General features: G+C 69.7%; 18 protein-coding genes and 1 riboswitch. Of the genes, 11 read left to right on the forward strand and 7 right to left on the reverse strand.

What is annotated here, in order from left to right; all coding sequences use genetic code 11:
- Positions 1 to 52: 52 nt before the first annotated feature.
- A complete protein-coding gene (locus tag PSS76_RS13250; protein ID WP_084968294.1) occupies positions 53 to 1072 on the reverse strand; it encodes an ABC transporter substrate-binding protein in 1020 nt (339 codons plus the stop codon).
- 109 nt (positions 1073 to 1181) lie between these two features.
- Positions 1182 to 8924 carry a non-ribosomal peptide synthetase gene (locus PSS76_RS13255; RefSeq protein ID WP_084968295.1) on the reverse strand — a complete coding sequence of 2581 codons (7743 nt, stop codon included), beginning with the start codon at positions 8922 to 8924 and terminating at the stop codon, positions 1182 to 1184.
- Between the two features lie 177 nt (positions 8925 to 9101).
- Here PSS76_RS13255 and PSS76_RS13260 point away from each other — a divergent pair, with 177 nt between their 5' ends.
- Genes PSS76_RS13260 through PSS76_RS13275 form a run of 4 tightly spaced genes read left to right on the forward strand, consistent with a single transcriptional unit; the run spans position 9102 to position 13408 of the window.
- Positions 9102 to 10247, forward strand: coding sequence for an isochorismate synthase (locus PSS76_RS13260; RefSeq protein ID WP_084968296.1), 1146 nt, complete (start codon positions 9102 to 9104; stop codon positions 10245 to 10247).
- On the forward strand, positions 10244 to 11017 hold the full coding sequence (locus PSS76_RS13265; RefSeq protein WP_064077800.1) for an SDR family NAD(P)-dependent oxidoreductase: 774 nt from the start codon (positions 10244 to 10246) through the stop codon (positions 11015 to 11017). Before PSS76_RS13260 ends, PSS76_RS13265 begins: the two co-directional genes overlap by 4 nt.
- A 50-nt stretch (positions 11018 to 11067) precedes the next feature.
- Positions 11068 to 12750, forward strand: a complete 1683-nt coding sequence (locus PSS76_RS13270; RefSeq protein ID WP_084968297.1) for a (2,3-dihydroxybenzoyl)adenylate synthase — start codon at positions 11068 to 11070, stop codon at positions 12748 to 12750.
- 7 nt (positions 12751 to 12757) lie between these two features.
- Positions 12758 to 13408 carry an isochorismatase family protein gene (locus tag PSS76_RS13275; protein ID WP_005515433.1) on the forward strand — a complete coding sequence of 217 codons (651 nt, stop codon included), beginning with the start codon at positions 12758 to 12760 and terminating at the stop codon, positions 13406 to 13408.
- Between the two features lie 68 nt (positions 13409 to 13476).
- On the opposite strand, the gene PSS76_RS13280 is transcribed toward PSS76_RS13275, so the two are convergent.
- Positions 13477 to 15606 (reverse strand): S9 family peptidase, encoded by a 2130-nt coding sequence (locus tag PSS76_RS13280; protein WP_084968298.1) that lies wholly within the window; start codon positions 15604 to 15606, stop codon positions 13477 to 13479.
- A 1-nt stretch (position 15607) separates the two neighbouring features.
- Entirely contained in the window at positions 15608 to 16492 is an 885-nt protein-coding gene (locus PSS76_RS13285; RefSeq protein ID WP_013414932.1) for a phosphoribosylaminoimidazolesuccinocarboxamide synthase, read from the reverse strand.
- Between the two features lie 294 nt (positions 16493 to 16786).
- Between PSS76_RS13285 and PSS76_RS13290 the strand changes: the two genes are divergently transcribed.
- The 7 genes from PSS76_RS13290 (at position 16787) to PSS76_RS13320 (ending at position 23586) form a co-directional block, all read left to right on the forward strand.
- Positions 16787 to 18205, forward strand: coding sequence for an MDR family MFS transporter (locus PSS76_RS13290; RefSeq protein ID WP_013414931.1), 1419 nt, complete (start codon positions 16787 to 16789; stop codon positions 18203 to 18205).
- A gap of 123 nt (positions 18206 to 18328) precedes the next feature.
- Complete coding sequence (locus PSS76_RS13295; RefSeq protein ID WP_337456253.1) at positions 18329 to 19387, forward strand: ABC transporter substrate-binding protein; 1059 nt, start codon at positions 18329 to 18331, stop codon at positions 19385 to 19387.
- Between the two features lie 96 nt (positions 19388 to 19483).
- Positions 19484 to 19668: riboswitch (cobalamin riboswitch) on the forward strand.
- A 31-nt stretch (positions 19669 to 19699) separates the two neighbouring features.
- Positions 19700 to 20686 (forward strand): ABC transporter substrate-binding protein, encoded by a 987-nt coding sequence (locus tag PSS76_RS13300; protein ID WP_217627049.1) that lies wholly within the window; start codon positions 19700 to 19702, stop codon positions 20684 to 20686.
- Positions 20683 to 21741 carry a FecCD family ABC transporter permease gene (locus tag PSS76_RS13305; RefSeq protein WP_238780521.1) on the forward strand — a complete coding sequence of 353 codons (1059 nt, stop codon included), beginning with the start codon at positions 20683 to 20685 and terminating at the stop codon, positions 21739 to 21741. The genes PSS76_RS13300 and PSS76_RS13305 overlap by 4 nt, the downstream gene beginning before the upstream one ends.
- On the forward strand, positions 21738 to 22550 hold the full coding sequence (locus PSS76_RS13310; protein WP_238780524.1) for an ABC transporter ATP-binding protein: 813 nt from the start codon (positions 21738 to 21740) through the stop codon (positions 22548 to 22550). The genes PSS76_RS13305 and PSS76_RS13310 overlap by 4 nt, the downstream gene beginning before the upstream one ends.
- A complete protein-coding gene (locus tag PSS76_RS13315; RefSeq protein ID WP_005515441.1) occupies positions 22547 to 23299 on the forward strand; it encodes a (2Fe-2S) ferredoxin domain-containing protein in 753 nt (250 codons plus the stop codon). Before PSS76_RS13310 ends, PSS76_RS13315 begins: the two co-directional genes overlap by 4 nt.
- Entirely contained in the window at positions 23296 to 23586 is a 291-nt protein-coding gene (locus tag PSS76_RS13320; protein WP_084865813.1) for an Rdx family protein, read from the forward strand. The genes PSS76_RS13315 and PSS76_RS13320 overlap by 4 nt, the downstream gene beginning before the upstream one ends.
- A 39-nt stretch (positions 23587 to 23625) precedes the next feature.
- On the opposite strand, the gene PSS76_RS13325 is transcribed toward PSS76_RS13320, so the two are convergent.
- The 3 genes from PSS76_RS13325 to PSS76_RS13335 form a co-directional block, all read right to left on the reverse strand.
- The gene (locus tag PSS76_RS13325) at positions 23626 to 24417 is read right to left on the reverse strand and encodes a phosphatidylethanolamine N-methyltransferase family domain-containing protein (RefSeq protein ID WP_005515443.1); all 792 of its coding nucleotides are present in this window, start codon (positions 24415 to 24417) and stop codon (positions 23626 to 23628) included.
- A gap of 169 nt (positions 24418 to 24586) precedes the next feature.
- Positions 24587 to 24916 carry a DMT family transporter gene (locus PSS76_RS13330; protein WP_005515444.1) on the reverse strand — a complete coding sequence of 110 codons (330 nt, stop codon included), beginning with the start codon at positions 24914 to 24916 and terminating at the stop codon, positions 24587 to 24589.
- Positions 24913 to 25278: a DMT family transporter gene (locus PSS76_RS13335; protein WP_238780527.1), complete on the reverse strand. Its 366-nt coding sequence runs from the start codon at positions 25276 to 25278 to the stop codon at positions 24913 to 24915. The genes PSS76_RS13330 and PSS76_RS13335 overlap by 4 nt, the downstream gene beginning before the upstream one ends.
- Between the last annotated feature and the right edge of the window lie 4 nt (positions 25279 to 25282).

A 25282-nucleotide genomic window follows, 5' to 3' on the forward strand; every position in this document is an offset into this window, starting at 1 on the left:
AGCACGGCCCCCGAATATGTTGTCGGGGGCCGTGTTCGAGCCGCAGGTGGGACTACTGCTTCGCGGCGGGCAGTGCGCCGAGGCCCTCGTCGATCGAGTCGAGCGCGAGCAGGGCGGTCTGGTGGGTGGCAGCCTGCGCGTGCTTGACGGGAACGAGGTTTCGTGCCTTCACCGCGGGCAGGTTCTGCCACAGCGGCGACGCCATCAGTTCCTGCATCTCGGGAGTCACGGAACCGTCGAGTTCGACGCCGTAGACGATGACGTCGGCGTCACCGAGCTTGTCGGAGATCCGCTCGAAGGCGACGTACTCGGCGTGGCCGTCCTCCGGGTTGTCCGGCTGGCCGGGGAACTGCAGACCCAGGTCGTCGAACAGGTTCGTCACGTAGGAGGACTTGTACTCGCGGACGAACTCGCCCGGATCGGGGAAGCACACGCTGCACACACCGGCAAACTTCAGCCCACCGAGCTTGTCCTGGTACTTCTTCGAGATCTCCTGGGCCCGTTCGTCGTACTGCTCGATGAAGGCACCGTACGAGTCGGATACGTTCGCGGCGTCCGCGAACTGCTCGCCGAGCGTGCGCCAGTCGGCCGGCGTCGTGGGACCGAGGAACACGACGGGTGCGAGTGCCTGCAGCTTGCCCATGTCGACCTGGGACTGCGCGCGGGAGGGGACACCCAGAATGATCAGATCCGGGCCGGCAGCGGTGACCGCCTCGTAGTTCAGCTCGCTGATCGCGCCGTCGGGGCCGACCTTCGGCAGGGCGTCGTAGGCCTTCCTGGTGTCGGCGTCCATGTTGTCGTCCTCACGACCCCACTCACAGATGCCGGAGAGGTTGGCACCCGACTGGATCAGCGGCAGGACGGCGTAACCGCAGGCGACGATGCTCTGCGGATCGCCGGGAATCTCGATTGCACCGTTCTGGGCCTGGAACGTGCGGGTCGTGGCGGCGGCGGTGGTCTCGGCATCCGAGCCCTTGTCGTCGTCGCTGCCGCACGCCACGAGTCCCGCGCTCAGCAGCGCAGCGGCGCCGATCACGGCGGCGCGGCGGGCCCAGCCCATCTTCACCTGCATCTCAGTGTCTCCCCTGGTTCCTTCGTCACATTCCGAGCGGTCGCTCGAGTCGATTGGTTAGGCTAACCGAACTTGATGGCCGTTCCAAGAGCGTGCCCACTGAGCGGCTCTACAGGAACTCCAACTCGAACTCGTCGATCTCGGCCTGGTCGAGGTCTGTAAGCGTCAGGTCGCTCGGCGTCAGCCCACCCGCGTGACCGCTCGCGGCATGCCCGGACAGCGCCCGCAGGGCGTCGACCCAGGCCGTCGCCAGACTCCGGACGGTCGCGGCGTCGACCACGTCCGGGCTGTATCCCCACGTGGCCCGCAGTATGGGCCCGTCAATGGAATCCTCTGTGACCGCGCCGATCTCGATCGCGTGACTGACGGGCATGTCCCCGTCCGCCGCGCCACCGAGGGTGCCGGATCCGGGTGCGCTCGTCCACGCCCCACCTGCGCCCTCACCCAGAGTGAACCTACCGAGGTAGTTGAAGCCGATCTCCGGGGCCGGCCCGGCGGCCAGCGCAGGTCCGGCGACCGGATCGAGGTGGCGGAGCACGCCGTAACCGATCCCGTTGTCCGGGACCCGACGCATCTGTTCCTTGACGGATTTGAGCGCGTCACCGGCAGCCCCGCCGCCACCGAATGCGTCCACGAGATCCACTCCCGCCACGTCGAGCCGCACCGGATACAGCGTCGTGAACCAGCCGACGGTGCGGGACAGGTCCACGCCCGGCACCGCCTGTTCCTCCCGCCCGTGGCCCTCGAGGTCGATCGACAGCGCACCCGAACCCCGGATTCGGGCGACGGCCAGAGCCAGCGCGGTGAGCAGCACGTCGTCGACCCGCGCGTTGAACCGGTCCGGCACGGCGGTCAGCAGTGCCTCGGTGACCTCCACCGGTGCCGAGACCTCCAGGGTCTCGGTGCCGGACATCCTGTCGCGCAACGGGTCGACGGCGCGGCGTCCGATCGTCTCGCGATCCGACACGGTCGCCGCCTGCCACAGCGCGAGCTCGTCCCGGCGCTGTGCCGCGGTTCCGACGAGGCCACGTGCCCACGTTCGCAGCGGTGTACCGGGCGCCGCCGGCGACTTTCCCGCACACGCGTCCGCGAGGTCCGGGACGAGGATCCGCCACGAGACACCGTCGACGACGAGGTGGTGGATCACCAACAGTACGAGCGACTCCGTCTCGCCGGCATCGAGCAGCACGGCCCGGAACATTGCTCCGGCAGCCGGATCGAGCCGTCCGTACGCGTCATCGGTCGCGCGCCGCACCGCCTCCCGCCGCGCGTCGGTACCCGCGCCTCGAATGTCGACGCAGGTCAGCACGCCCTCGGCAGGCACGGTTCCGGGCGGCGCGACGTCGAACACCCGGTCCCGGTCGTCGAAGGACGCGCGCAGGGCGTCGTGGGTGTCGAGCAGCGCCTGCACCCCGCGCGTGAGCGTCGCGAGCGTCAGTCCGTCCGGGGCCCGCAACAGGCGGGACTGTGCGAACCGGCGGTACGGGCCGCCCCGGTCCAGCAGGTCGTGGACGATCGGGGTCGCGGGCACGAACCCGAGCGCGGCGGACGGGTCGACCGGCGCCACCTCGGCATCCGTTTCGGCCACCGCCGCCAGGCCCGCCACGGTGCGGTGCTCGAACACGTCACGCGCGGTGAACCGGATCCCGGCCGCACGGGCACGGGAGACGAGCTGGATCGAGACGATGGAATCACCACCGAGCGAGAAGAAGTCGTCACCCGGGCCGACGTCGTCGACCCCCAGCACGTCGGTGACCACTGCACACAGGCGGCGTTCGAGGTCGCTGCCGGCGTCCTGCGCGGAGCCCGACGCCGCGAAGTCCGGCGCGGGCAGCGCCCGGCGGTCCACCTTGCCGTTCGGTGTGACCGGCAGCGCGTCCAGCAGGACGATCGCGGCGGGCACCATGTGCGCGGGCAGTCGGGCCGCCAGGTGCTCGCGAAGCGCTTCTCCGTCGGTGGCCGCCCTCACGGCGGCGTATCCGACCAATCGGCGGCGTCCCGGATCGTCCTCGCGGGCGACCACGGTTGCGGCCGTCACCGCCGGGTGCGCGTCGAGTACCGACTCGACCTCGCCGAGTTCGATGCGGAACCCGCGGATCTTCACCTGGTCGTCGGTGCGGCCCAGGTACTCGAGTACCCAGGCTCCCTCGCGTGACGTCCAGCGAACCAGATCGCCCGTGCGGTAGAGCCGTTCACCGGAGCCGCCGTACGGGTCGGCGACGAAGCGTTCCGCGGTGAGGCCGGGACGGTTCAGGTAGCCGCGCGTGACACCGGGCCCTCCGACATACAACTCGCCGGGGACCCCGCGGGGAACCAGGCGCATCCTCGCGTCGAGCACGTACGCCCTCGCCCCGTCGACCGGGGAACCGATGTGCGCGGCCGATCCCGTGATGTCGCCGATCGTGGCATCGACGGTGCACTCGGTGGGGCCGTACATGTTGGTGGCGTGGATGCCGTCGGCGCCGGCGAGTGCGGACCACAGCTCGGCGGGGACCGCCTCGCCGCCGACCGCGAGCAGACCGGGGCGATGCGCGGCGGTGGCATCGAGCAGGCCCTCGCGCAGCAACTCCGCCATCAACAGCGGCACGCAGTCGACGGCGTCGATGTGGTGGCGACGCACGTACTCGACGATGCCGGCCGCATCCGCGGCGAGGTCCGCGCCGAGCACGTGCAGCGTGTGCCCGGACAGCATCGACAGCAGCGGGTCGATTGCCGAGTCGAATGCCAGCGCATACGTGAGCAGGACCCGCCGCCGACGGTCGTCCGCCGGTCCGAACGTCCGTCGGCGCTGTGTCGCCAGCAGATTGACGACGCCACGGTGCGGTACGACGACACCCTTCGGGACACCCGTCGATCCGGAGGTGTAGATGACGTACGCGGCGTTGTCCGCGCACGGAGTGCCGGTCCGCTCGCCCACCGCCAGCGGACCGGACGGCAAGGTGGGGTCGACCGCGGCGATCGCGTACTCGTCGAGCACCAGGACCGGGGCGGCGTCCGCGAGCATGTGCGCGATCCGGTCGGCCGGGTAGGCCGGGTCGATCGGCAGGTACGCGCCACCGGCCTGCCACACCGCGAGGGCGGCGATCACGATGTCGGTACCGCGGGGAAGCTTCAGTCCCACCACCGTTTCCGGTCCGACCCCGTGCGCGATCAGGTGCCGCGCGAGACGATTGACCCGCACGCTCAGCTCCGCGAAGGTCAGTTCGGTGCGGGCGTCGACCAGGGCGGGAACGTTCGGTGTGCGTGCCACCTGCCGGTCGAACGCAGCGGCCGCGGTCGGGACGTCGGCGATCACTGCCGGAGTGAGCGCACCGCGGGTCAGGCGGACGCGCTCGTCGGCCGACAGCAGATCCACCGCCGACAGTCGCAACTGCGGGGTGCGGGCCAACGCGGTGAGGGCGCGCACCACCCGGTCCACCAGCGCCTCGGCGGTGGCCGCGTCGAAGAGATCCTGCGCGTACTCGATCCGCACCCGCAGGCCGTCGCCGGGCACTTCGACGACGTCGACGGTGAGATCGAACATCGCGGCGCCGGTGTCGAGCGTGACGACGCTCGGGGCGAACTCCGCGAACTCGTCGACGACGGGCGGCATCCGGTGCTGGACCAGGACTTGGAACAGCGGGTGCCGGGACGCGGAGCGCTCCGGGTTGACGGCCTCCACCAGCCGGTCGAACGGAAGATCCTGATGGGCATAGGCTTCGAGGTCGTCGGAGCGCACCCGGCCGACCAGTTCGGTCAACGTCGGATCTCCCGAGAGATCCGTGCGCAGCACCACGAGGTTGACGAAGAAGCCCACGAGCTGGTCGAGTTCGGCGGCTGGCCGGCCCGCCGTGGGAGTGCCGACCACGATGTCGTGTCCGGCCCCGCTGCCCGCCAGCGCGACGGCCAAGGCGGTGTGCGAGAGCATGAACATCGACGCTCCCGCCGCCCGCGCGGACGCACGCAGGTCGTCGGTGATTTCGGCGCTCACGGCGCGTTCGACGACTCCCCCGGCGAACGTCGGGACCGCCGGACGGCGGCGGTCCGCGGGCAGCGCGATCTCCTCCGGGGCACCCGCCAGCCGGGCGCGCCAGAACCCCTGCTGAACCGCCGTGAGCGCAGCGGGATCGTCACCTTCGCCGAGCAGATCACGCTGCCACAGTGCGTAGTCCGCGTACTGCACCGGCAAGTCGGTAAGCGAGAGGTTCTCCCCCGCGACCGCAGCGCGGTACGCCGAGCCCAGGTCGCGCATCAGTACGGGCGTCGACAGTTCGTCGCTCGCGATGTGGTGCGTCAGCACCAACAGCACCGACTCCGTGCCGGTCACGAACAAGCGCAGCCGGATCGGGAACTCGTGATCGAGGTCGAACGGGTGACGTGCCGCGGCCGCCAGAACCGCGTCCAGCTCGTGCGGGGCGACGTGTTCCACCTCGAACGGCACCGTGTCCGGCACCGGGCACACCCGCTGCATACCGATGCCGTCGACGTCCTCGAGCAGGGTGCGCAACACCTCGTGCCGGCGCAGCAACGCGCCGGTTGCCACCGACAGTGCCGCGGGATCGGGCACACCCCGCAGGCGCAGCGCCACGGGAATGTTGTACGTGGAACTCGGTCCCTCGAGCCGGAACTGGAACCACAGCCGCTGCTGGGCGGCGGACAGCGGCGAGACCGGGCCGCGGTCCACCGCGAGCACGGGAGGCCGGCGCCCGGCCCCCGTCGCGACCTCGCACTGCTCGGCCAGCCCGAGCACGGTCGGATTGTCGAACACGGCGCGGATGGCGAGTTCGACGCCCACGGCGTCGCGCACCCGCGCGATCAGCTTCGCGGCGGCCAACGAGTGACCACCGAGCAGGAAGAAGTCGTCGTCCACGCCGACGGCGTCGAGGCCGAGCACGTCGGCGACGAGTGCGCACAGCACCCGCTGCAGCTCGGTCGACGGCTCACGCGTCGACACCACCGCACCGAAGTCGGGTTCCGGCAGACGCTTCCGATCGACCTTGCCGTTCGACGTCAGCGGTAGCGCGTCGAGGAACACGAATGCCGACGGCACCATGTACGCCGGCAACCAGTTCGCGAGCAGCTCACGAGCGCCGATCGGGTCGCCGTCCGCGCCCACGACGTACCCGACCAGTCGCACCGATCCGGTGGCGTCGGGGCGCGTCGTCGCGACGGCCCGGGTGGCGCCGGGCAGGCGCAGCAGCGCGGACTCCACCTCGCCGAGTTCCACCCGGAAACCCCGGATCTTGATCTGGTCGTCCGTGCGTCCGCGGTAGACGATCTGTCCGTCCGGCCGGCGATGCACGATGTCCCCGGTCCGGTACAGACGCGCGTCGTCGCCGGCGGGATCGGCGCAGAACGGATTCGCGACGAAACGTGCCGCCGTCACCGCCGCCGCACCGAGGTAGCCGCGCACGACACCCGGGCCCGCCACGTACAGCTCGCCGGGAACGCCGTCCGGCACCGGCTCGAGCCCAGAATCGAGCACGTAGGCAGCCAGGTTCGCCACCGGCACCCCGATCACCGGTTCGGGGGCGTCGACGATCTCGGCGACCACGACGTCGACCGTGCCCTCGGTGGGGCCGTAGAAGTTGAACGCGGTGCCACCCCGCTCCCGCAGGCGTCGCCACAGGTTCTCGCTCACCGCGTCGCCGCCGAACCCCAGGGTGGGGACGATGTCGGCGGGCAGCAGGTCGGCGTCGACGATGTGCTCGAGCTGCGACGGTGACAGCTCCACGAAGTGCCACCCCTCGGCCCGGGCCTGCGCTGCGAGCCGCTCCGGATCGCGCTGGGTTTCCTCGTCCACCAGCCGCAGTTCGTGCCCCGCGAGCATCCACAGGTGCGGCCCCCACGACGCGTCGAACGCGAACGACCACGCGTGCCCCACCCGCAGGCGATCCCGCCCGGCGACGGCACACGCGCGGGAGAACACCCGATCCCGATGGCTGTGGAAGAGGTTGACCGCGCCGCGATGTGGCACCTCGACGCCCTTGGGTCGTCCGGTCGAGCCCGACGTGTGGATCACGTAGGCGATGTCGAGGTCGTGCATCCGGTGGCCACGCTCGGCGGCGGACACCGGATGGTCCTCGCCGACCGAGAGGTCGAGGGCCGTGATGTCGACGACGCGGCTCGTGCCCGTCACCTCGCGCAGACGCTGCGCCACAGCACCGTTCGTGACGACGCACCCGGGCCCGGTCTCGTCGAGCACATGGCCGATCCGGTCCGCCGGGTGATCGGGATCGACGGGCACGCACGTGCCGCCGGCCTCGAGGACCGCGAACAGCGCGACCAGCGTGTCGACGCCACGCGGGAGCGCCACCGCGACCCGCCGGTGCGGTCCGAGTCCGCCGGCGAGCAGGTTTCGGGCGAGCCGGCGCGCCCGCGACGCGAGCTCACCGAAGGTCAGGGACGTCGTTCCGTCGCTCGCTGCGGGCGCGTCCGGATCACGCTCCACCTGGGCCTGCAGGAGGTCCGGCAGGGTGAGACCGGTGGGGACGGCCAGGGCTTTGCCCGCGGCACGCGCGAGCAGCGTCCGGCGTTCGTCGGAGGTGAGGATCGACACCCCGGCGAGCGCGGTCGCGCCGGGATCCTCCAGCGCCGCGAGCGAATCCAGCAGGTGGGCCAGACGACCGGTGTGCGTGGCCAGCTCGTCGGCGGTGTAGCGCTCGGCGTCGACGTCGACCCACACCTCGAGCCCACCGACGTGATCGAGGGGGCGGGCGGTCACCATGAGGTCCTGGAGCGGACCACGGGCGATCGAGTGCACCGCCGCGTACAGGTCGCCGAAACGCAGCCGGTCACCGAACGGTTTGACGTTCACCGACGGCCCCACCACGCCGCGGGATCCGGACGGCAGGCGCAGGTCGTTCTGGATGTCCTCCCCGCGGTAGCGATAGTGATCCCGGCACCGGGCGACGGCGTCGCGCACCTGCCCGACGAGGTCGACGACGGTCGTCGACGGGGCCGGCTCCAGCCGCAGCGGAACGACGTTGACCGCGGACATCGGCACTGCCAACGCCGCACTACCCAGACGGTTCATCACGGGGAACCCGACGACGATGTCACCACGTCCACTCGCCCCGCGCAGGTAGATTGCGACCGCCGCGGTGAGGACGTCGCCCCAACTGGCGCGGGCCGCCCTGCCGACCGCGGACAGGCCCCGCTGCTGTTCGGCGCTGAGGGTGAGCCGCATTCCGCGTGACGCACGCGCGATTCCGGCTCCGCCCCCGGCGAGCGTGACGGCCTCCGATGCGTCGTCGAGGTAGTCGGTCCAGAACACGCGATCGGCCTCGAACCGGGGCGACTCCCGGTAGGCGGCCTCTTCGGCGACGACGGGTGCGAGCGACGTGAACTTGCAGGCCGGACGCTCTTCCCCCCGCACGTCCGCGGTGTAGATCTCCGCGATCCGCCGCATGAGCAGACCGAAGCCGTACGCGTCGATCACGAGGTGGTGAATACCCAAGTACAGCAGAACTATACGATCGTCCAGCTGAAGAACAGCAGCGCGCACACAGGATTCGGCACGCGGGTCGACGACCGTGCGATGACAGGCCTCCATCAGGTCCCGGGCCGCCGCCTCCGGATCGTCGTGGTCGCGAAGGTCGTGCACCGGCACGGCATCGAGTGAGTGCGCGCCGGGACGCAGATACGCCGAGCCGTCCGATGCGACCTCGACTGCAGCAGTGAGCACTTCGGCCTCACCGACAGCGTCGCGCACCGCACCGACGAGCGCCGGAATGCTCACGTCGCCACGAAGTTCGATACATTCGGCGGTGTTGAATATCGGGTTGTCCGGGTCCAGCTGCTGCGCGAACCACACGCCGGCCTGAGCTCGGGTCAGTGGAAATACCGAGTTCGACGGGCCGATCGAGGACACTGACCATCTCCTGTTCTGTAGGCGAATCCGGTTGCGCCGTAACGCTTCACGCAGCCATGTCGACGGCCGGATCAAGATCGAAGAGTACCAAAGGTTAGGCTAACCGTATATCGTCGTTCCGGTCGGCGCATCTCCGCCGATTCGTCCCACGTCACCGCTATCGAAAGGTGAGCGCTCATGCCTGCACCGGTCGTCGCAGCGATCACCCCACACCGTGCCGGACCCGTCGCCGGGAACCCGTTCGTACTGTCCCGGCCCCAGGGAAGTATCCGCGCCGAGGGTGTCCTTCGTCACTTCGACGATGCCGTCGAGGCCGCCGACGCGTTGCGCGCCGGCGACGTCACCGCTCTGACCGGCGCCCTGCCGTTCGATCCCGACACCCCCGCCGCGTTCGTCGAGCCCGGTCTGCTGTGGCGGAGCGACAAGCCGTGGCGCAGCGTCCCGACCGAGGGCCTGCCCCACTGCGAGGTCGAGCAACGCCTGCCGGCCGAGGACGAGCACCTGGCCCGCGTCCGGACGGCACTGCACCGGCTGCGGGATGACGCCGATCCGCTCCGAAAGGTCGTCCTCGCCCGGATGCTGCGTCTGCGCACGCACGATCGCCTCGACCCCGAGGCCCTGCTCCGGAACCTGGTCGCGGCCGATCCCGCCGGCAACGGCTACTGCGTCGACCTCTCCGCCGCCGGATCCGACAGCGCCGGACAGTGGCTGGTCGGATCCAGCCCCGAGGTGCTGATCCGCAAGGAGGGACGAGCGATCAGCTGCCACCCGCTGGCGGGGTCGGCACGACGACTCGACGACCCGCTGGCCGACTGGGAATCGGGGCGCACTCTCGGCGAGTCCGCGAAGAACCTCGACGAGCACCGCTACGTCGTCGACGCCATCCGCGACAGGCTCGCTCCCCTGTGCACCGAACTCGACATCCCGGAGCGCCCGACACTCACCCACACTCCGCAGTTGTGGCATCTCGGCACGCCGATTCGAGGGATGCTCGCCGACACGTCGATGACGGCGCTGGACCTGGCCCTCGCAGTTCATCCCACCCCCGCGATCTGCGGTACGCCCACCCGCGACGCATACGAGACGATCAGCGCACTCGAAGGCGACCGCGGCTTCTACGCCGGCGCGGTCGGGTGGTGCGACGAGCGCGGCGACGGTGAGTGGATGGTCACGATCCGCTGCGCCCGCATCGACGCCGACGGTACGGGGATCACCGCGTACGCCGGCGGAGGCATCGTCGCCGACTCCGTCCCGGAAGACGAGTTGGCCGAGACCGCAACCAAGTTCACCACCATTCTCGACGCCCTCGGAGTGACCGCATGACCGCACCTCTGTGTCTGGTGACCGGCGCCGGACGGGGCATCGGCCGCACCACCGCCGCGACCCTCGCACAACGCGGATGGCGCGTGGCGGTGCTCGACCGCGACGCCGAGTCCCTCGAGCGGACCGGGGAACTGGTCGGCGTGGCGTGCGTGGCCGCCCACGCCGTCGACATCCGCGACGGCGACGCGGTGGCCGCCGCCGTCGCCACGATCGAATCCCTCCACGGACCACTGACCGGGCTCGCGCACGTCGCCGGAGTACTCGAGACCGGCTCGGTGCTCGACAGCGAACCCGACTCGTGGCAGCGCGTGTTCGACGTCAACGTCACCGGACTCCTCAACGTGGTCCGGTCCGTCGGCAGAGCGATGCGGGCACGCGGGGCCGGGACGATCGTCGTGGTGGGATCGAACGCGGCGGGAGTACCGCGAACCGGAATGGGCGCGTACGGCGCGTCGAAGGCCGCCGCGACCATGATCGCGCGGGTCACCGGACTCGAGTTGGCCCACCACGGCATCCGGGTCAACGTCGTCGCGCCCGGCTCCACCGACACCGACATGCAGCGCTCCCTCTGGCCCGACCCTGCCGACGACACCGGTGCCCGCGGTGCGATCGAGGGCAGTCTCGCGGATTTCAAGGTGGGAATCCCGCTGGGGCGCATCGCCGCCGCCGAAGATATCGCCGACTCGGTCGAGTTCCTCCTGTCCGAGCGCGCCCGGCACATCACGATGCAGGCACTCTACGTCGACGGCGGCGCGACGCTGCGGGCCTGACACCCGTTGCCGCCCTGCCGTGTTCGCCCATCACCCGAAAGGAGCACGCCGTGAGCACCGCCCTACGGCGCAGTCCACTGGTCCCCGCCACGCCGTATCCCGCCGAGTTCGCGCAGCGCTACCGGGACGCCGGATACTGGACCGACGAGACCTTCGCCCGCTTCCTGCCCGCCCGTGCCGAGCAGTTCGGGGACCGCGTCGCCGTCACCGGCGCGGGTGAGGGCGACGCCGTGCGCACCCTCACGTACCGTCAGCTGAGCGACAACTCCGACGTCCTCGCCGCGGGTCTGCTGCGACTGGGCGTGCGGGCCGGCGACCGGGTCGTGCTGCAGTTGCCGAACATGCCCGAGTACGTCGAGATGCTGTTCGCGGTCTTCACGATCGGGGCCCTGCCGGTGTTCGCGCTGCCCGCGCATCGCCGCGCCGAGGTGGGCTACTTCTGCGAGTTCACCGACGCAGCCGCGTACGTGATCGCGGACCGGCACGCCGGGTTCGACTACCGGACGCTGGCGCGGGAGATCGTCGCCGGATCCGAGCGTCCGCCGCTGGTGATCGTCGTCGGCGAGGCCGGAGACGACCCCGGCTTCGTCCCGCTCTCCGAGCTGCGGACCGCCACACCGGACCCGGGTGACCGCGCCGAACCCGCACCGGACGACGTCGCGTTCCTGCAACTGTCGGGCGGAACCACCGGGCGTTCCAAGCTCATCCCCCGCACACACACCGACTACCTGTACTCGGTGCGCGCGTCCGCCGAGATCTGCGGCCTCGACCCCGACACTCGGATGCTCGTGAGCCTGCCTGCCGCACACAACTTCCCGATGAGCTCGCCCGGCATCCTCGGGGTGCTCCACGCGGGCGGGCGCGTGGTGATGGCCCCGGACCCGACGCCGTCGACGTCGTTCGAACTGATCGAGCGCGAGCGGATCACGATCGCGTCGCTCGTCCCGCCCCTCGCGTTGACCTGGATGTCGTCGCCGGCCCGCGCGAAGCACGACCTGTCGAGTCTCGAACTGCTGCAGGTGGGCGGCGCCAAGTTCGGCGCCGAAGCGGCTCGCCGCGTCCGCGACGAACTCGGGTGCCGGCTGCAGCAGGTGTTCGGGATGGCCGAGGGTCTGGTGAACTACACGCGCCATGACGATCCCGACGACGTCGTGGTCACCACGCAGGGCCGGCCGATCAGCCCGGACGACGAGGTGCTCGTGGTGGACGACCACGACAGGCCGGTCGCGGTCGGGGTGGTCGGGCACCTCCTCACCCGCGGCCCGTACACGATCCGCGGCTACTACGCTGCGCCGGAGCACAATCGGGCGTCGTTCACGGAGGACGGGTTCTACCGCACCGGTGACCGGGTGCGGCTCACCGAGACCGGTCACATCGTCGTCGAGGGCCGTGCGAAGGACCAGATCAACCGGGGCGGTGAGAAGGTGGCGGCCGAGGAGGTGGAGAACCACCTGCTCGCGCACCCCGCCGTGCGCGATGTCGCCGTCGTCTCCAAGCCCGACGCCTACCTGGGCGAGCGCACGTTCGCCTTCGTGGTCGGCGAGGGCACCACGCCGCGCGCCGTCGAACTGCGCGTGTTCCTCCGCGAACGCGGACTGGCCGCCTACAAGATCCCCGACGGCTTCCGGTTCGTCGACGAGTTCCCCGTCACCGGCGTCGGCAAGGTCAGCCGCACCGAGCTGCGCCGCGCCCTCGAATCCACGTTCGTCACCGAAACCGCTACCGACAGTTAGGCATCAGATGTCCCTGCCCCGCTCCGTCTCCTACCCGATGCCCACCCAGCTGCCCGACAATCGCGCATCGTGGCGCATCGACCCGGCCCGCGCGGTGCTACTGGTCCACGACGCGCAGGAGTACTTCATCCGCGCATTCGACCGCACCGCCGACCCGATCCGCACCATGATCGCGAACGTCGACGCGATCCGCACCGCCTGCCGGGTCGCGGGTGTCCCGATCATGTACACCGCGCAGCCCGGCGACCAGGATCCCGAGCACCGGGCGTTGCTCACCGACTTCTGGGGTCCGGGCCTGTCCTCCGACCCCGCCGAGACCGCGATCATCGCCGACCTCGCGCCGGAGCCGGACGACGTCCTGCTCACCAAGTGGCGCTACAGCGCGTTCGCCAGAACCGATCTGCGGCAGCGGCTGTCGGACCTCGGCCGGGACCAACTGATCGTGACCGGCGTGTACGCCCACATCGGCTGCCTCACCACCGCGCTCGACGGCTTCATGCAGGACGTCGAGATGTTCCTCGTCGCGGACGGACTGGCCGACTTCTCGGAGGCCGAGCATCGACAGGCTCTCGACTACGCCGCGGCGCGCTGCGCCGTGGTGACCCCGACCGCGCACGTGCTGTCCGGGATGGCGACGGCGGGGGTTCTCGCCGGCTGATCGCCCATACCGCAAGGGCACCGATCGCGAAGGCCGCCGACGAGCCGGTGGGCGAGCAGCCGACCGGCTCAGACGGCGCCGGCCGTGTCGAGCACCCACGCGTACTCGAACGCGACTTCCTTCCACTTCTCGTACCGGCCGCTGACACCGCCGTGCCCGGCGCTCATCTCGGTCTTGAGCAGCAGCGGTGAGTCGCCCGTCTTCGTCGCGCGCAGCGCCGCAACCCACTTCGCGGGTTCGACGTAGAGCACGCGGGTGTCGTTGATGCTGGTGATCGCGAGGATGGCCGGGTAGTCCTTGGCCTCGACGTTCTCGTACGGGCTGTAGGAGCGCATGTACTCGTACACCTGCGGGTCCTCGAGCGGGTTGCCCCACTCGTCCCACTCGATCACCGTCAGCGGCAGATCCGGGTCGAGGATCGACGTGAGCGGATCGACGAACGGCACATTCGCGAGGATGCCCGCGAACAGTTCGGGGGCCAGGTTCGCGACCGCACCCATCAGCAGACCGCCCGCACTGCCGCCGTCGGCCACCAACTGCCCCGGTGTCGTCCGCCCCTCGGCGATGAGATGCCTTGCGCACGCGACGAAATCGGTGAAGGTGTTCTTCTTGGTGAGTGTCTTGCCGTTCTCGTACCAGTGCCGCCCCATCTCGCCGCCGCCGCGGACGTGGGCGACGACGAAGACCATGCCGCGGTCGAGCAGCGAGAGCCGCGCCACCGAGAACGCCGGGTCCATGCTGGCCTCGTACGAGCCGTACCCGTACAGCAGCGTCGGGGCCGGGTCGCCGCCGATCCCCTTGCGCCGCACGATCGAGAGCGGGATGCGGGTGCCGTCGTCGGCGACCGCCCACTCGCGGTGCTGCTCGTAGTCCGCCGGGTCGAAGCCGCCGAGCACCGGCTGCGATTTGCGCAGCAGCAGTTCGCCGGTCGCGAGCCGGTAGTCGTACACCCTTGAGGGCGTGATGAACGACGTGTAACCGATCCGCAGTGTCGGCTGCTCCCACTCCGGGTTGGAGCCGAGGCCGACCGAGAACAGTTCCTCGTCGAATTCCATCTCGGTGAGCTCGCCGTACCCCTCGGGGGTGAGCGGCCAGATCGCCAGCCGGGTCAGCCCGTCACGCCGGTAGCTGAGCACGAGATGGTCGGAGAACGTGTCGATGTCCTCGAGCCGAACGTCGTGGCGATGCGGGACAAGGATTTCCATCGCCGCCGGATCCGTGACGGGCGCCTGCGCGAGCACGAAGTTCTCGGCCTTCTCGCCGTCGACCACGTCGTTGTGGAGGATCAGGAAGCGGTCCTCGCCGGCGATCACGGCGTGCTCGGCCGAGTACTCGACGCCCTCGCGGCGCGGCAGGATCACCCGGAACTCGCCCTCGGGGTCAGCCGACTCGAGGATCCAGCCCTCGGTGGTGACCTTGGAGCCGAGCCAGATCATCAGGTACTTCTCGCTGCGCGTCGAACCGACCGCCACCCAGTAGCGGTCGTCCGGCTCGTGGAAGACCTGGACGTCCTCGTCCTGTCCGGTACCGAGCTTGTGCCGCCACACCGTGTCGGGCCGCCACGACTCGTCGACCGTCAGGTAGAAGATGTGCTGATGGTCGATCGCCCACGTCGCACCCGGTGCGGTGTTCGGAATCTCGTCGGGCAGCAACTCGCCGGTCTCGAGGTTCTTGAACCGCAGCGTGTACCGCTCGTCGCCGATCACGTCCACCGAGTACGCGAGCAGCGTGCCGTCGTGACTGAGCGAGAACGCGCCCACCGAGAAGAAGTCGTGTCCCTCGGCCTCGGCGTTGCCGTCGAGGAGCACCTGCTCGCCCTCGATCGCCGTGTCGGTGGACAGCTCCGGCGGTGTCCAGTCGTCCGGCCCGGCGATGGGGCACCGGCAGTTGACGCCGTACTGCTTGCCCTCGATGGTGCGCGCGTAGTACCACCAGTCACCGAGTCGCGTCGGGACCGACATGTCGGTCTCCTGCGTGCGCGACTTGATCTCCTGGAACACCTTCTCCCGCAACGGCTCCAAATGCTCGAGTTGCTGCGCGGTGTACGCGTTCTCGGCCTCGAGGTACGCGATGACCTCCGGATCCTCTTTGGCCCGGAGCCACTCGTAGTGATCGACGAAGGTGTCCCCGTGATGCGTCCGTTCGAACGGAACCCGCTTGGCGACCGGGGGCGTAGTCGGCGTAGAGGGCACAGTCATCTCAGCCCACCCAGTCCTCGAACGACAGGCCCGAGATGCGCTCGTACGCCTCGATGTAGCGCGCGCGGGTCGCGTCGACGATGTCCTGCGGCAGCGGCGGGGGCGGCGTGTCGGACGCGCGGTCCCAGCCGGACTCCGGGCCGGTGAGCCAGTTCCGTACGAACTGCTTGTCGAAGCTGGGCTGCACCTTGCCGGGCTCGTAGCCGTCGGCCGGCCAGTAGCGCGACGAGTCGGGCGTCAGCACCTCGTCGGCGAGCACCAGGTTGCCTTCGGCGTCGAGACCGAATTCGAACTTGGTATCGGCGAGGATGATCCCCCGGTCCCGCGCGAAGCTGGCGGCCCGGAAGTAGATGTCGAGGGTGTCGTCGCGCAGCTTGACCGCGAGGTCCTGGCCCACCTTGTCGACGACGGTCGCGAAGTCGATGTTCTCGTCGTGGTCGCCCAGTTCGGCCTTGCTGGCCGGCGTGAAGATCGGCTCGGGAAGCTGACTGGCCTCGACCAGGCCCTCGGGCAGCGCGACGCCGCACACCGCGCCGGTGCTGTTGTAGTCCGCCAGACCCGACCCGGTGAGGTAGCCGCGGGCGACGCACTCGACCGGGAGCATGTTCAGCTTGCGCACGACCAGCGCGCGGCCGAGCACCTCTTCGGGGATGCGCTCGTCGAGCGGGTCTCCGGCGAGGTGGTTGGTGCCGCCGAGCTTCTCGAAGAAGAAGACACTCATCGCGGTGAGCACGCGGCCCTTGTCCGGGATGGGCGTGCTCAGCACGTGGTCGTAGGCCGAGATCCGGTCACTGGCGACCAGCAGCAGGTGCTCGTCGTCGATCGTGTACAGATCGCGGACCTTGCCGCCGGCCAGGTGGGTGTAGGACTCGAGTGAAGGACGCACGTCCCCAACCCTATCGGTCGCCCGGATCGGCGCATCTCGCCACACGCGTCTGCCCCGATCTGTCCGCAGAACCCCGCTTCTCGTGATCAACTCCCGTCCCCCCTCCCGCGTTTTGCGCACTTATCGCGCGAATTCGGTCCCCGAATGCGCGATAAGTGCGCAAAACGCGAGGGTGGGGGCGCCGGGGTAGGTGGGGCGCCGGGGTAAGCGGGCGGGTGGAAACGGACGGGAATAGGAACCGGCCGGAGATCGTTAGCCTTGTTTCGGACTTGACTATCGATCGGCGGGAGAGTGATGGCGACCGAGACCGCCTCGAGGGCATCGGTGGGACTACGGTCGGAGCGCGGCCCGATCCTGCTGTCGCTGATGCTCGCCACGTCACTGGTCGCGCTCGACAGCACGATCATCGCGACCGCCGTCCTGACGATCGTCGGGGACCTCGGCGGCTTCACCCAGTTCCCGTGGCTCTTCTCCGTCTATCTGCTGGCGCAGGCCGTGTCGGTGCCGATCTACGGCAAGTTGGCCGACGTCTTCGGACGCAAACCGATCATGCTGTTCGGCATCGCGGTGTTCGCGATCGGATCGCTGCTGTGCGGCGTGGCCTGGAGCATGCCCGCGCTGATCGTGTTCCGGGCGGTCCAGGGCCTGGGCGCCGGCGCGGTGCAGCCGATGAGTCTGACGATCGCCGGTGACATCTATTCCGTCGCGGAGCGCGCCAAGGTCCAGGGTTACATCGCGAGCGTGTGGGGCGTGTCGGCGGTACTCGGCCCGACGCTCGGCGGCGTGTTCTCCGAGTACCTGTCGTGGCGGTGGATCTTCTTGGTGAACCTGCCGCTGTGCGCGATCGCGGCGTGGATGCTGATGCGCAACTTCGCGGAGGAGAAGATCACACGCCGCAGTCGCATCGACTACCCCGGCGCGATCCTCCTCACGGGCGGCGCGGCGCTCATGATCCTGGGACTTCTCGAGGGCGGCCAGGCCTGGGCGTGGGTGTCGCCGGCCGGCATAGGCGTGTTCGTGGCCGGCGCGCTGCTGCTCGTCGCGTTCGTCCTCGTCGAACGACGCGTGGCCGATCCGATCCTGCCGCTGCACATGCTCACCCGCCGGGTGCTGGTCGCGAGCAGCCTGGTGTCGCTGTCCGTCGGCGCGATCCTGATGGGCCTGACGTCGTACGTGCCGACGTTCGTGCAGGGCGTCCTCGGCACGGGCGCCCTCGTCGCGGGCTTCGCGCTCGCGGTCCTCACCATCGGTTGGCCCATCGCCGCGTCGCAGGCGGGACGGCTGTATCTACGCGTCGGGTTCCGGACGACCGCGCTGATCGGCAGCGTCCTCGTGCTCGCCGGGTCGGCGCTGCTCCTTCTGCTCGGCGACGGCTCCCCGGTGTGGCAGGTAGGCGCGACGTGCTTCGTCATCGGCTCCGGCATGGGCCTGATCGCGACGCCGACGCTCATCGCGGCGCAGTCCAGCGTCGACTGGTCCGAGCGCGGCGTCGTCACGTCCACCAACATGTTCGCCCGCTCGATCGGTAGTGCCGTCGGCGTCGCGGTGTTCGGCGCGCTGGTCAACTCCCGTGTCGGAGACACCGCCGAGCCCGACCCGACGGCCCTCTCGGGCGCGATCCATCTCGTGTTCGTCGGCATCCTCGGCATCGCGGTGCTGCTGACGGTGTCGTCGGCGCTGATGCCGCGGGCCGAGAAGGCCCTCAACGGCTGACCGGGCCACGACGGCGTGGCCGAATCCCATTATCCGATGGCCTTTTCAGGCGAACCACACGGCACCGGCAGTCGATAGGTTGGGGCCTTCCCTGACCGACCTATCGGACGGAGCGCCGAATCCATGCCCGTGATCGAATCGACGAAGACCGACGCCCGCCTCGGAGACTGGAACGGCGACGTCCGCCGCCCGACGTCCGCGCGCACCACACGAGACATGGACCGTGAATTCGGCACTCTCGTCGATGCTCTGACCCGACGCGGTTTCCTCACCGGCGCGGCCGCGCTCGGCGCCCTGGGCGCGCTGTCGGCGTGCTCGACCAGACCGGGGAACAGTGCGACGTCCGACGCGTCGGTCGAGATCGTGGTGGGCGAGGAGCGATACCGGCTCCCGCGTGACCCGCAGCGTGTCGTGGTGCTCGAGGCCCGAGCCGCGCTCGACTTCGCCCTGCTCGCCGAGTACCCGATCGTCGCCACCAACTGGGACGACAGGTCGCAACTCATGCAGCGAGTGCCCGCCGGGGCGGAGCGTCTCGGCGGCACCAACAACGAACCGGACGCCGAGGCGATTCTCGGCTACGAACCGGATCTGCTGGTCGTGGGTCAGGGTTGGTGGGACTACTACCGGGAGCGGGGACTTCTGGGGACCGACATCGCGCCGGTTCTCGTCGTCGACCAGGGGACCCCCGGATCGACGTGGAAGCGAGCGATGACCGAGCAGTTGACGGCACTCGATCGACGCGACGTCGCCGACCGTGTGGTTGCTCGCTACAACGCCGAACTGGCGCAGGCGCGTGCCGCGATGGCCGGGCTTCTCGACGGGAAGACCATCGCGATCGCGGGTGCGGACAAGGGACAACTCTGGCTGCAGAACGACACGTTCGCGGTGTCGGTGGCGCGCGACCTCGGGTTGGACGTGCTGACCGATCCCGCGAACGCGTCTGCGGACAACAGGGGAATCACCTTCTACGCGCTCGAACAACTCGACATCTTCGAGCAGGCGGATTTCGTCCTGTTGCAGAATCCCGACGCCGCCGAGGCCCAGTCGCCGACGTGGAAAAGGGTGCGCGCGGTCCGAGACGGTCATGTCGGGCAGCTGCGGTACGACCTCAACAGCGGTCTGGCACTGACCGCGATGGCGCTCGCCGCCGACATCGCGGAGCAGGTCCAGGTGATGCGCTGACGACCCCGGAGGGATCTGCACCGCCTTCCGCGCCCTCGACCGCCGAACAGCACGAAACCGACAAGGCCGACCATTGCCCGGGCACCGGTCGTCTATTCTTCACGATGTCGTCACGGTGTTCGGGAAGTCCGGTAGAAGCCGGCGCGGTACTCGCCACTGTGGGCAGGTACGTCGACTACTAGGGGTTCGACCCCAGCCACTGGATGCTCACGCATCCGGGAAGGCGTAGTCGGCGGTCATCCCTGCCGAGCCAGGAGACCGGCCGTGACGCATACCTGCACGTTTTCCACGAGTCATGGAAGGCGGGTCGCTTTGCGTACCCCTATCTCTCGCCGAGTCATCTCCACGGCAGCGGTGTCGATCGCCGCAGCCCTCACCCTCACCGCCTGCGGCGGGTCGTCCGACGAGGACGCCGGCACCGCGTCGATCTCCCTGCAGAACTGCGGCCGCACCGTCACTCTCGACGGTCCGGCGGAGCGGGCCGTCACCCTCAACCAGGGCGCCACCGAGTCGGCGCTCGCGATCGGCGCGGAGGGACAGATGGCCGGCACCGCGTACCTCGACGACACCATCGCCGCGCAGTGGCAGCCGGCGTACGCGCAGATCCCGGCGCTGGACGAGAAGGACTACCCGAGCCGGGAAGCGCTCCTCGAGACCAAGCCGGACCTGGTGCTGGCGTCGTATTCGAGCGCATTCGAGGACAAGGCCGTCGGTACCCACGAGTCGTTCGACACTCTGGGCATCGCCACCTACGTCTCGCCGTTCGCCTGCAAGGACAAGTCGACGCGTCCGGCGGTGTCCTGGGACTCGATCGCGACCGAGATCACCGACTACGGCACGCTCTTCGGGCGCGAGGCCGACGCCGACGCCGTCGTCGCGCAGATGCGCCAGACGCTGAGCGGGATCGAGACCACCGCAGCGGCGAACGGCCGCAGCGTCTTCTGGTACGACAGCGGCACCGACACCCCGTACATCGGCGGCAATGCCGGCGGACCGCAGCTCATCATCGACGCGGTCGGCGGCACCAACATCTTCGCCGGCTCCGACGGTGCCTGGCTGGACGGCAGCTGGGAGACCGTGCTGGCGGCGAACCCGGACGTCATCGTTCTCGCCGACGCGTCGTGGGACACGGCCGAGGCGAAGAAGGACTACCTCCGCAACGATCCGTCGCTGAAGGATCTGAAGGCCGTCCGCGACGACGCGTTCGTCGTGGTGCCGTTCTCGGCGAGCACTCCCGGCCCGCGTCTGATCGAGGGCGCAACTCTCGTCGCCGAGCAGCTGGGCGGCGGCCGGGCATGAGCGTGAGCGCCCGGGTTCCCGCCCGGGTACGAACGACGACGGCCACCGGCTGGACGGCGGCACTGGCCGCGCTGCTCGTGGTGAGCTGCGCGGCCGGCGTCGCGATCGGCGCCGCCGACCTCTCGATCGGGACTGTGGTGGAGGCGATCGCCGGACGTCTCGGTGTCGGGGCGGGCACCGACCTGCTGACCACGCACATCGTCGTGGACCTGCGGCTGCCCCGGGTCCTTGCGGCGGCGCTGGTCGGCGCCGGACTCGCGCTGTGCGGCGCGGTGTTGCAGTCGCTCACCGGCAACGCGCTCGCCGACCCCTATCTCCTCGGCATGTCCGGTGGAGCCTCGCTCGGCGCGGTACTCGCACTGACGGCCGGGGTCGGCACGGTCGGTGTGCTCGGCATGAGCGCGGTGTCGGTCGCGGCCTTCGTCGCGGCCCTGGCGAGCCTGCTGGTGGTCTTCCTCATCTCCACCTCCCCCTCCGGCGCGCTCCTGCCCGGGCGTCTCGTGCTGGCCGGCATCGCGGTCGGCCAGTTCGCGGCGGCACTGACCTCCGCGCTGGTGTTCTTCGGGGATCGCGACGCCGCCCACCGCGTATTGCAGTGGACCCTCGGCTCGTTCGCCGGGGCCCGCTGGTCGGGCCTCGTCACCATCACCGCGGTCGTCGCCGTCACCACCGGCGTGCTGCTCGCGCACGCGCGAGTGCTCGACTCGTTCGCCTTCGGTGCGCGCGCCGCCGCGAGCCTGGGCACCGACGTCGAACGCTCCCGCTGGGTGCTCTACGGGATCGCGTCGCTGTGCACCGCCGCGCTGGTCGCACAGTCCGGCGTGATCGGGTTCGTCGGGCTGGTCGTCCCGCACGCCGCCCGAATGCTCGTCGGCCCGTTGCACGCTCGAATGTTGCCCGTCGTCGCACTGGCAGGTGCCGTCCTGCTGGTCTGGGCGGACATCGCCGCCCGGACCGTGATGCCCGGTCGTGAACTACCGATCAGCATCGTCACCGCGGTCGTCGGTGTGCCGGTGTTCGTCCTGTTACTGCGACGCCGAGGGGCCCGCGCATGAGCCACCACTCCCCCGAGATTCGGGCCGAGGCCGTGACGTGGTCGGTGGACGGCACCACGATCCTCGACGGCGTCAGCTGCCACGCGCCCTCCCGACGGGTCACCGGGCTCATCGGGCCGAACGGCTCCGGCAAGACGTCGCTGCTGTCCGCGATGGCCCGCCTCACCCGCCCCGACTCCGGGCGGGTGATGGTCGGCGACGAACCCGCAGCCGAGATCGACCGCCGCGAGTTCGCCCGCACGGTGGCCCTCGTGGAGCAGCATTCGGCGACCGAACTGGAGTTGACCGTCGAACAGATCGTCGAACTCGGCATGATTCCGCACCGTGGCGGGTGGGCCCGGCCGGCCGCCGCCGGGACGGCCGACATCGTCACCGAGAGCCTGGCGATGGCCGGGATCACCGCCCTGCGACACCGCCTGTGGCAGAGCCTGTCCGGCGGCGAGAAACAGAAGACCCAACTGGCACGGGCGTTTGCGCAACGTCCCTGTGTGGTGCTGCTCGACGAGCCCACCAACCACCTCGACGTCTCCGCGTCGCTCGAACTGCTCGACCTGATTCGCGCGCGCGGCCTCACCACCGTCGCCGCGATGCACGACCTGAACCTCGCCGCCATGTACTGCGATCACCTCGTGGTCCTGGACCGCGGCCGCGTCGTCACCGAGGGCACCCCCGAAAGTGTCCTCACCGAACAGTTGCTCGCCGACGTCTACGGCATCGACGCGATCGTCCAGACGCATCCACGCACCGGACGCCCCATGGTGGTGTTGTGCGGCACGACCGGGGCCGAAATCGAAAGGCTTTCCTCATGAACGACATTCGTCCGCGTCGCTGGGTGGTCGTCACCGCGCCCACCGATCGCGGCGACGACCCGCGCGACCAGGTCCGCGCCGCACTGCACGCGCTCGGGGAGCGCCATCCCGACACCGTCTTCCGCACCGCGGTGCTCGGCGGGTCGGGGACGTCGGTCACCGGCGCCCTCGACGAGGCCGCCACGTCCGGGGCCGCCGAGATCGTGGTGGTGAGTGCGCAGACCGTGCTGGACCGCAAGATCGACGCGTGGTTCAGACGGGTCGTCGGACACTGGCTCCGCGAACGCGGGGCAGGGGCACCCGACGTCCGTCTGGCTCCGCCGCTGTCCGACACCGCGAACTACACGGATCTGCTCGACGCCGCGATCAGCGGAGCAACGACACCGGCCCGCACCACCACCGCGCCCCTCACGTCACCGGCATGGGACGAGGTGCCCGGCTTCACCCGACACGTGCTGGTGTGCCGCGGACCGCGGTGCTCGGCGCGCGGCGGCCCGGAAACCGCGGAGGCGCTGGACCACGCGCTCGAGGCGCGCGGGCTTGGTGACGACGACGTCCTCGTCACCCAGACCGGCTGCATGTTCCCGTGTTCGCAGGCACCGGTGGTCGCGGTGTACCCGGACGACACCTGGTACTGCGGGCTCACCGCCGACCGGATCGATCGTCTCGTCGACGAGCACCTCGTCGCGGGTCGTCCGGTCACCGAATGGCACGGTGCCCGGCGCCGATCTGCGATCCTGGAGGGATGACCTCCCCCGCCCGCGTCACCATCACGTACTGCACCCAGTGCAACTGGCTACTCCGCGCCGGGTGGATGGCCCAGGAGTTGCTGAACACCTTCGGCACGGAACTCGGCGAGGTGGCGATGATCCCCGGTACCGGCGGGATCTTCCAGGTCACCGCCGGCGACACGTTGGTGTGGGATCGCAAGCGCGACGGCGGATTTCCCGACATCGTGACGCTGAAGAAACTGGTGCGCGACGCCGTCGTCCCGGACCGGAATCTCGGGCACACGGACCGCGCGCGGGGCGACTGAGCGGTGGTCCCGCTCCCCTGGCGGGAGCGGGAAGCCGAGTCAGACCAGTCCGGGAATCAACGCCTTGCGGTCGCCGGGGTATTCGACGAACTTGTCCCGGTACCACTTGTGGGTGGCGAGTGCGCGGGGGATCAGGTTGCCGGCGGTGATGAGGAAGATGACCACACCCGCGAGCGACCACGTCAGCAGTGCGAAACCCGCCCACGCGATCAACTCACCGAGATACGCGGGGCTGGAGACGAATCGGAAGCCGCCGCCCATCGGGATGCGGTACTCGGTGGCGCCGGGGTTGTCCTTGTCGCGCAGGTTGCGGACGATCGACTCGGAGTTCACCAGTAGTGCGAAGCCGGCGAGGTAGACCACCAGTCCGATCAGGAAGCGGGGATCGGTGAGCCACGCGGTGTCGTACTGGTGCATGTAGTCGTGACTGAAGAACGCGCCGTTGAGGTAGCCGTGCATCGACGTCACGATCACGCCCATCGCGATCACCGAGACGTTGAACGTGCTGCGCTTGCCCGGGACCTGACGGATCGACAGCGGGAAGAACCAGCCGCGGTTCGCGTAGTGCAGCAGCCACACCGCGGCGAGCACCAGCGACGTGGGCTCGAACCGATTGGGGCCGCTCAGATAGAACACCGCGAAGACGACGGTCGCGGGGATCTCCATGAGCCACCACCCCAGCTTCGGGTTCAGGTTGAAACCGAGGTTGGTGGACGAGAAGCGGCCGTACGAACTCTGGGCGAAGAAACCGCCGACGATCACAAACGCCGCGAAGGCGAACGCGCAGGTCAGGACGGTGTCGTAGACGGTGTTGCCGGTGTACCAGTGCATGGGATTCCTTCGGCGAGCGCGGCCGGTACAGCGCCCTCAATCGGCCACACCCGCCACGAACCAGTAGCAAACTGGAACATGTTCTACCACGCCGGACTCCCGGTGGTCGACACCTTTCTGGACAAGAGTCCATTTGCATGGAACTTGACCGAGACAGAAGTTCCGGCAACTACGCGGCCGACGCCGCGCCGAGTTCGATCACGAGCACGCCGGCGATGATGAGCGCGATGCCCAGTCCCATTCGGGGCGTGAGCGGGTCACGGAAGATCACGCGACCCAGGATCGCAGTCAACGCGACCCCGCACGCGACCCAGATGCCGTACACGACCCCGACCGCCATGCCGCGATCGAGAACGACGGCAATCAGCCCGAACGCGGCGACGTAGGCGGCGGCCGTCGGCAACAACCACCACCGGCGTCGACCACCGTCGGAAGCCTTGAGGCACAACGTTCCTGCGACCTCGACGACGATCGCCGCAACGAGCAGGATCCAGGTCACTGCGCCGACTCCCGACGCTCCGCGCCGCCCGCGGCGCGCTCGCCTTCGGCTGCCTGCGCCCCCAGCTCGACCACCAGAACCCCCGCGATGACGAGGACGATCCCGAACCCCATGAGCACGGTCAGCGCATCCCCGAAGATGACCGCCGCAGCCACCGCAGTGATCGTGATTCCGCAGGCGCCCCAGATCCCGTACGCGACCCTGACGGCCATGCGCCGCAGAACGGCGGACAGGAACCCGAACGAGGCGACGTACCCCATCACCACCAGCGCGTACCACGAGGGATGGTCGGTGGCCGCGCGTAACGACAACGTCGCAACGACCTCGCAGACGATCGCACCCACCAGCAACCACCACTTCATGGCG

Origin of the sequence: Prescottella sp. D32 (genome assembly GCF_037287305.1) — a bacterium.
Taxonomy (GTDB): Bacteria; Actinomycetota; Actinomycetes; order Mycobacteriales; family Mycobacteriaceae; genus Prescottella; species Prescottella equi.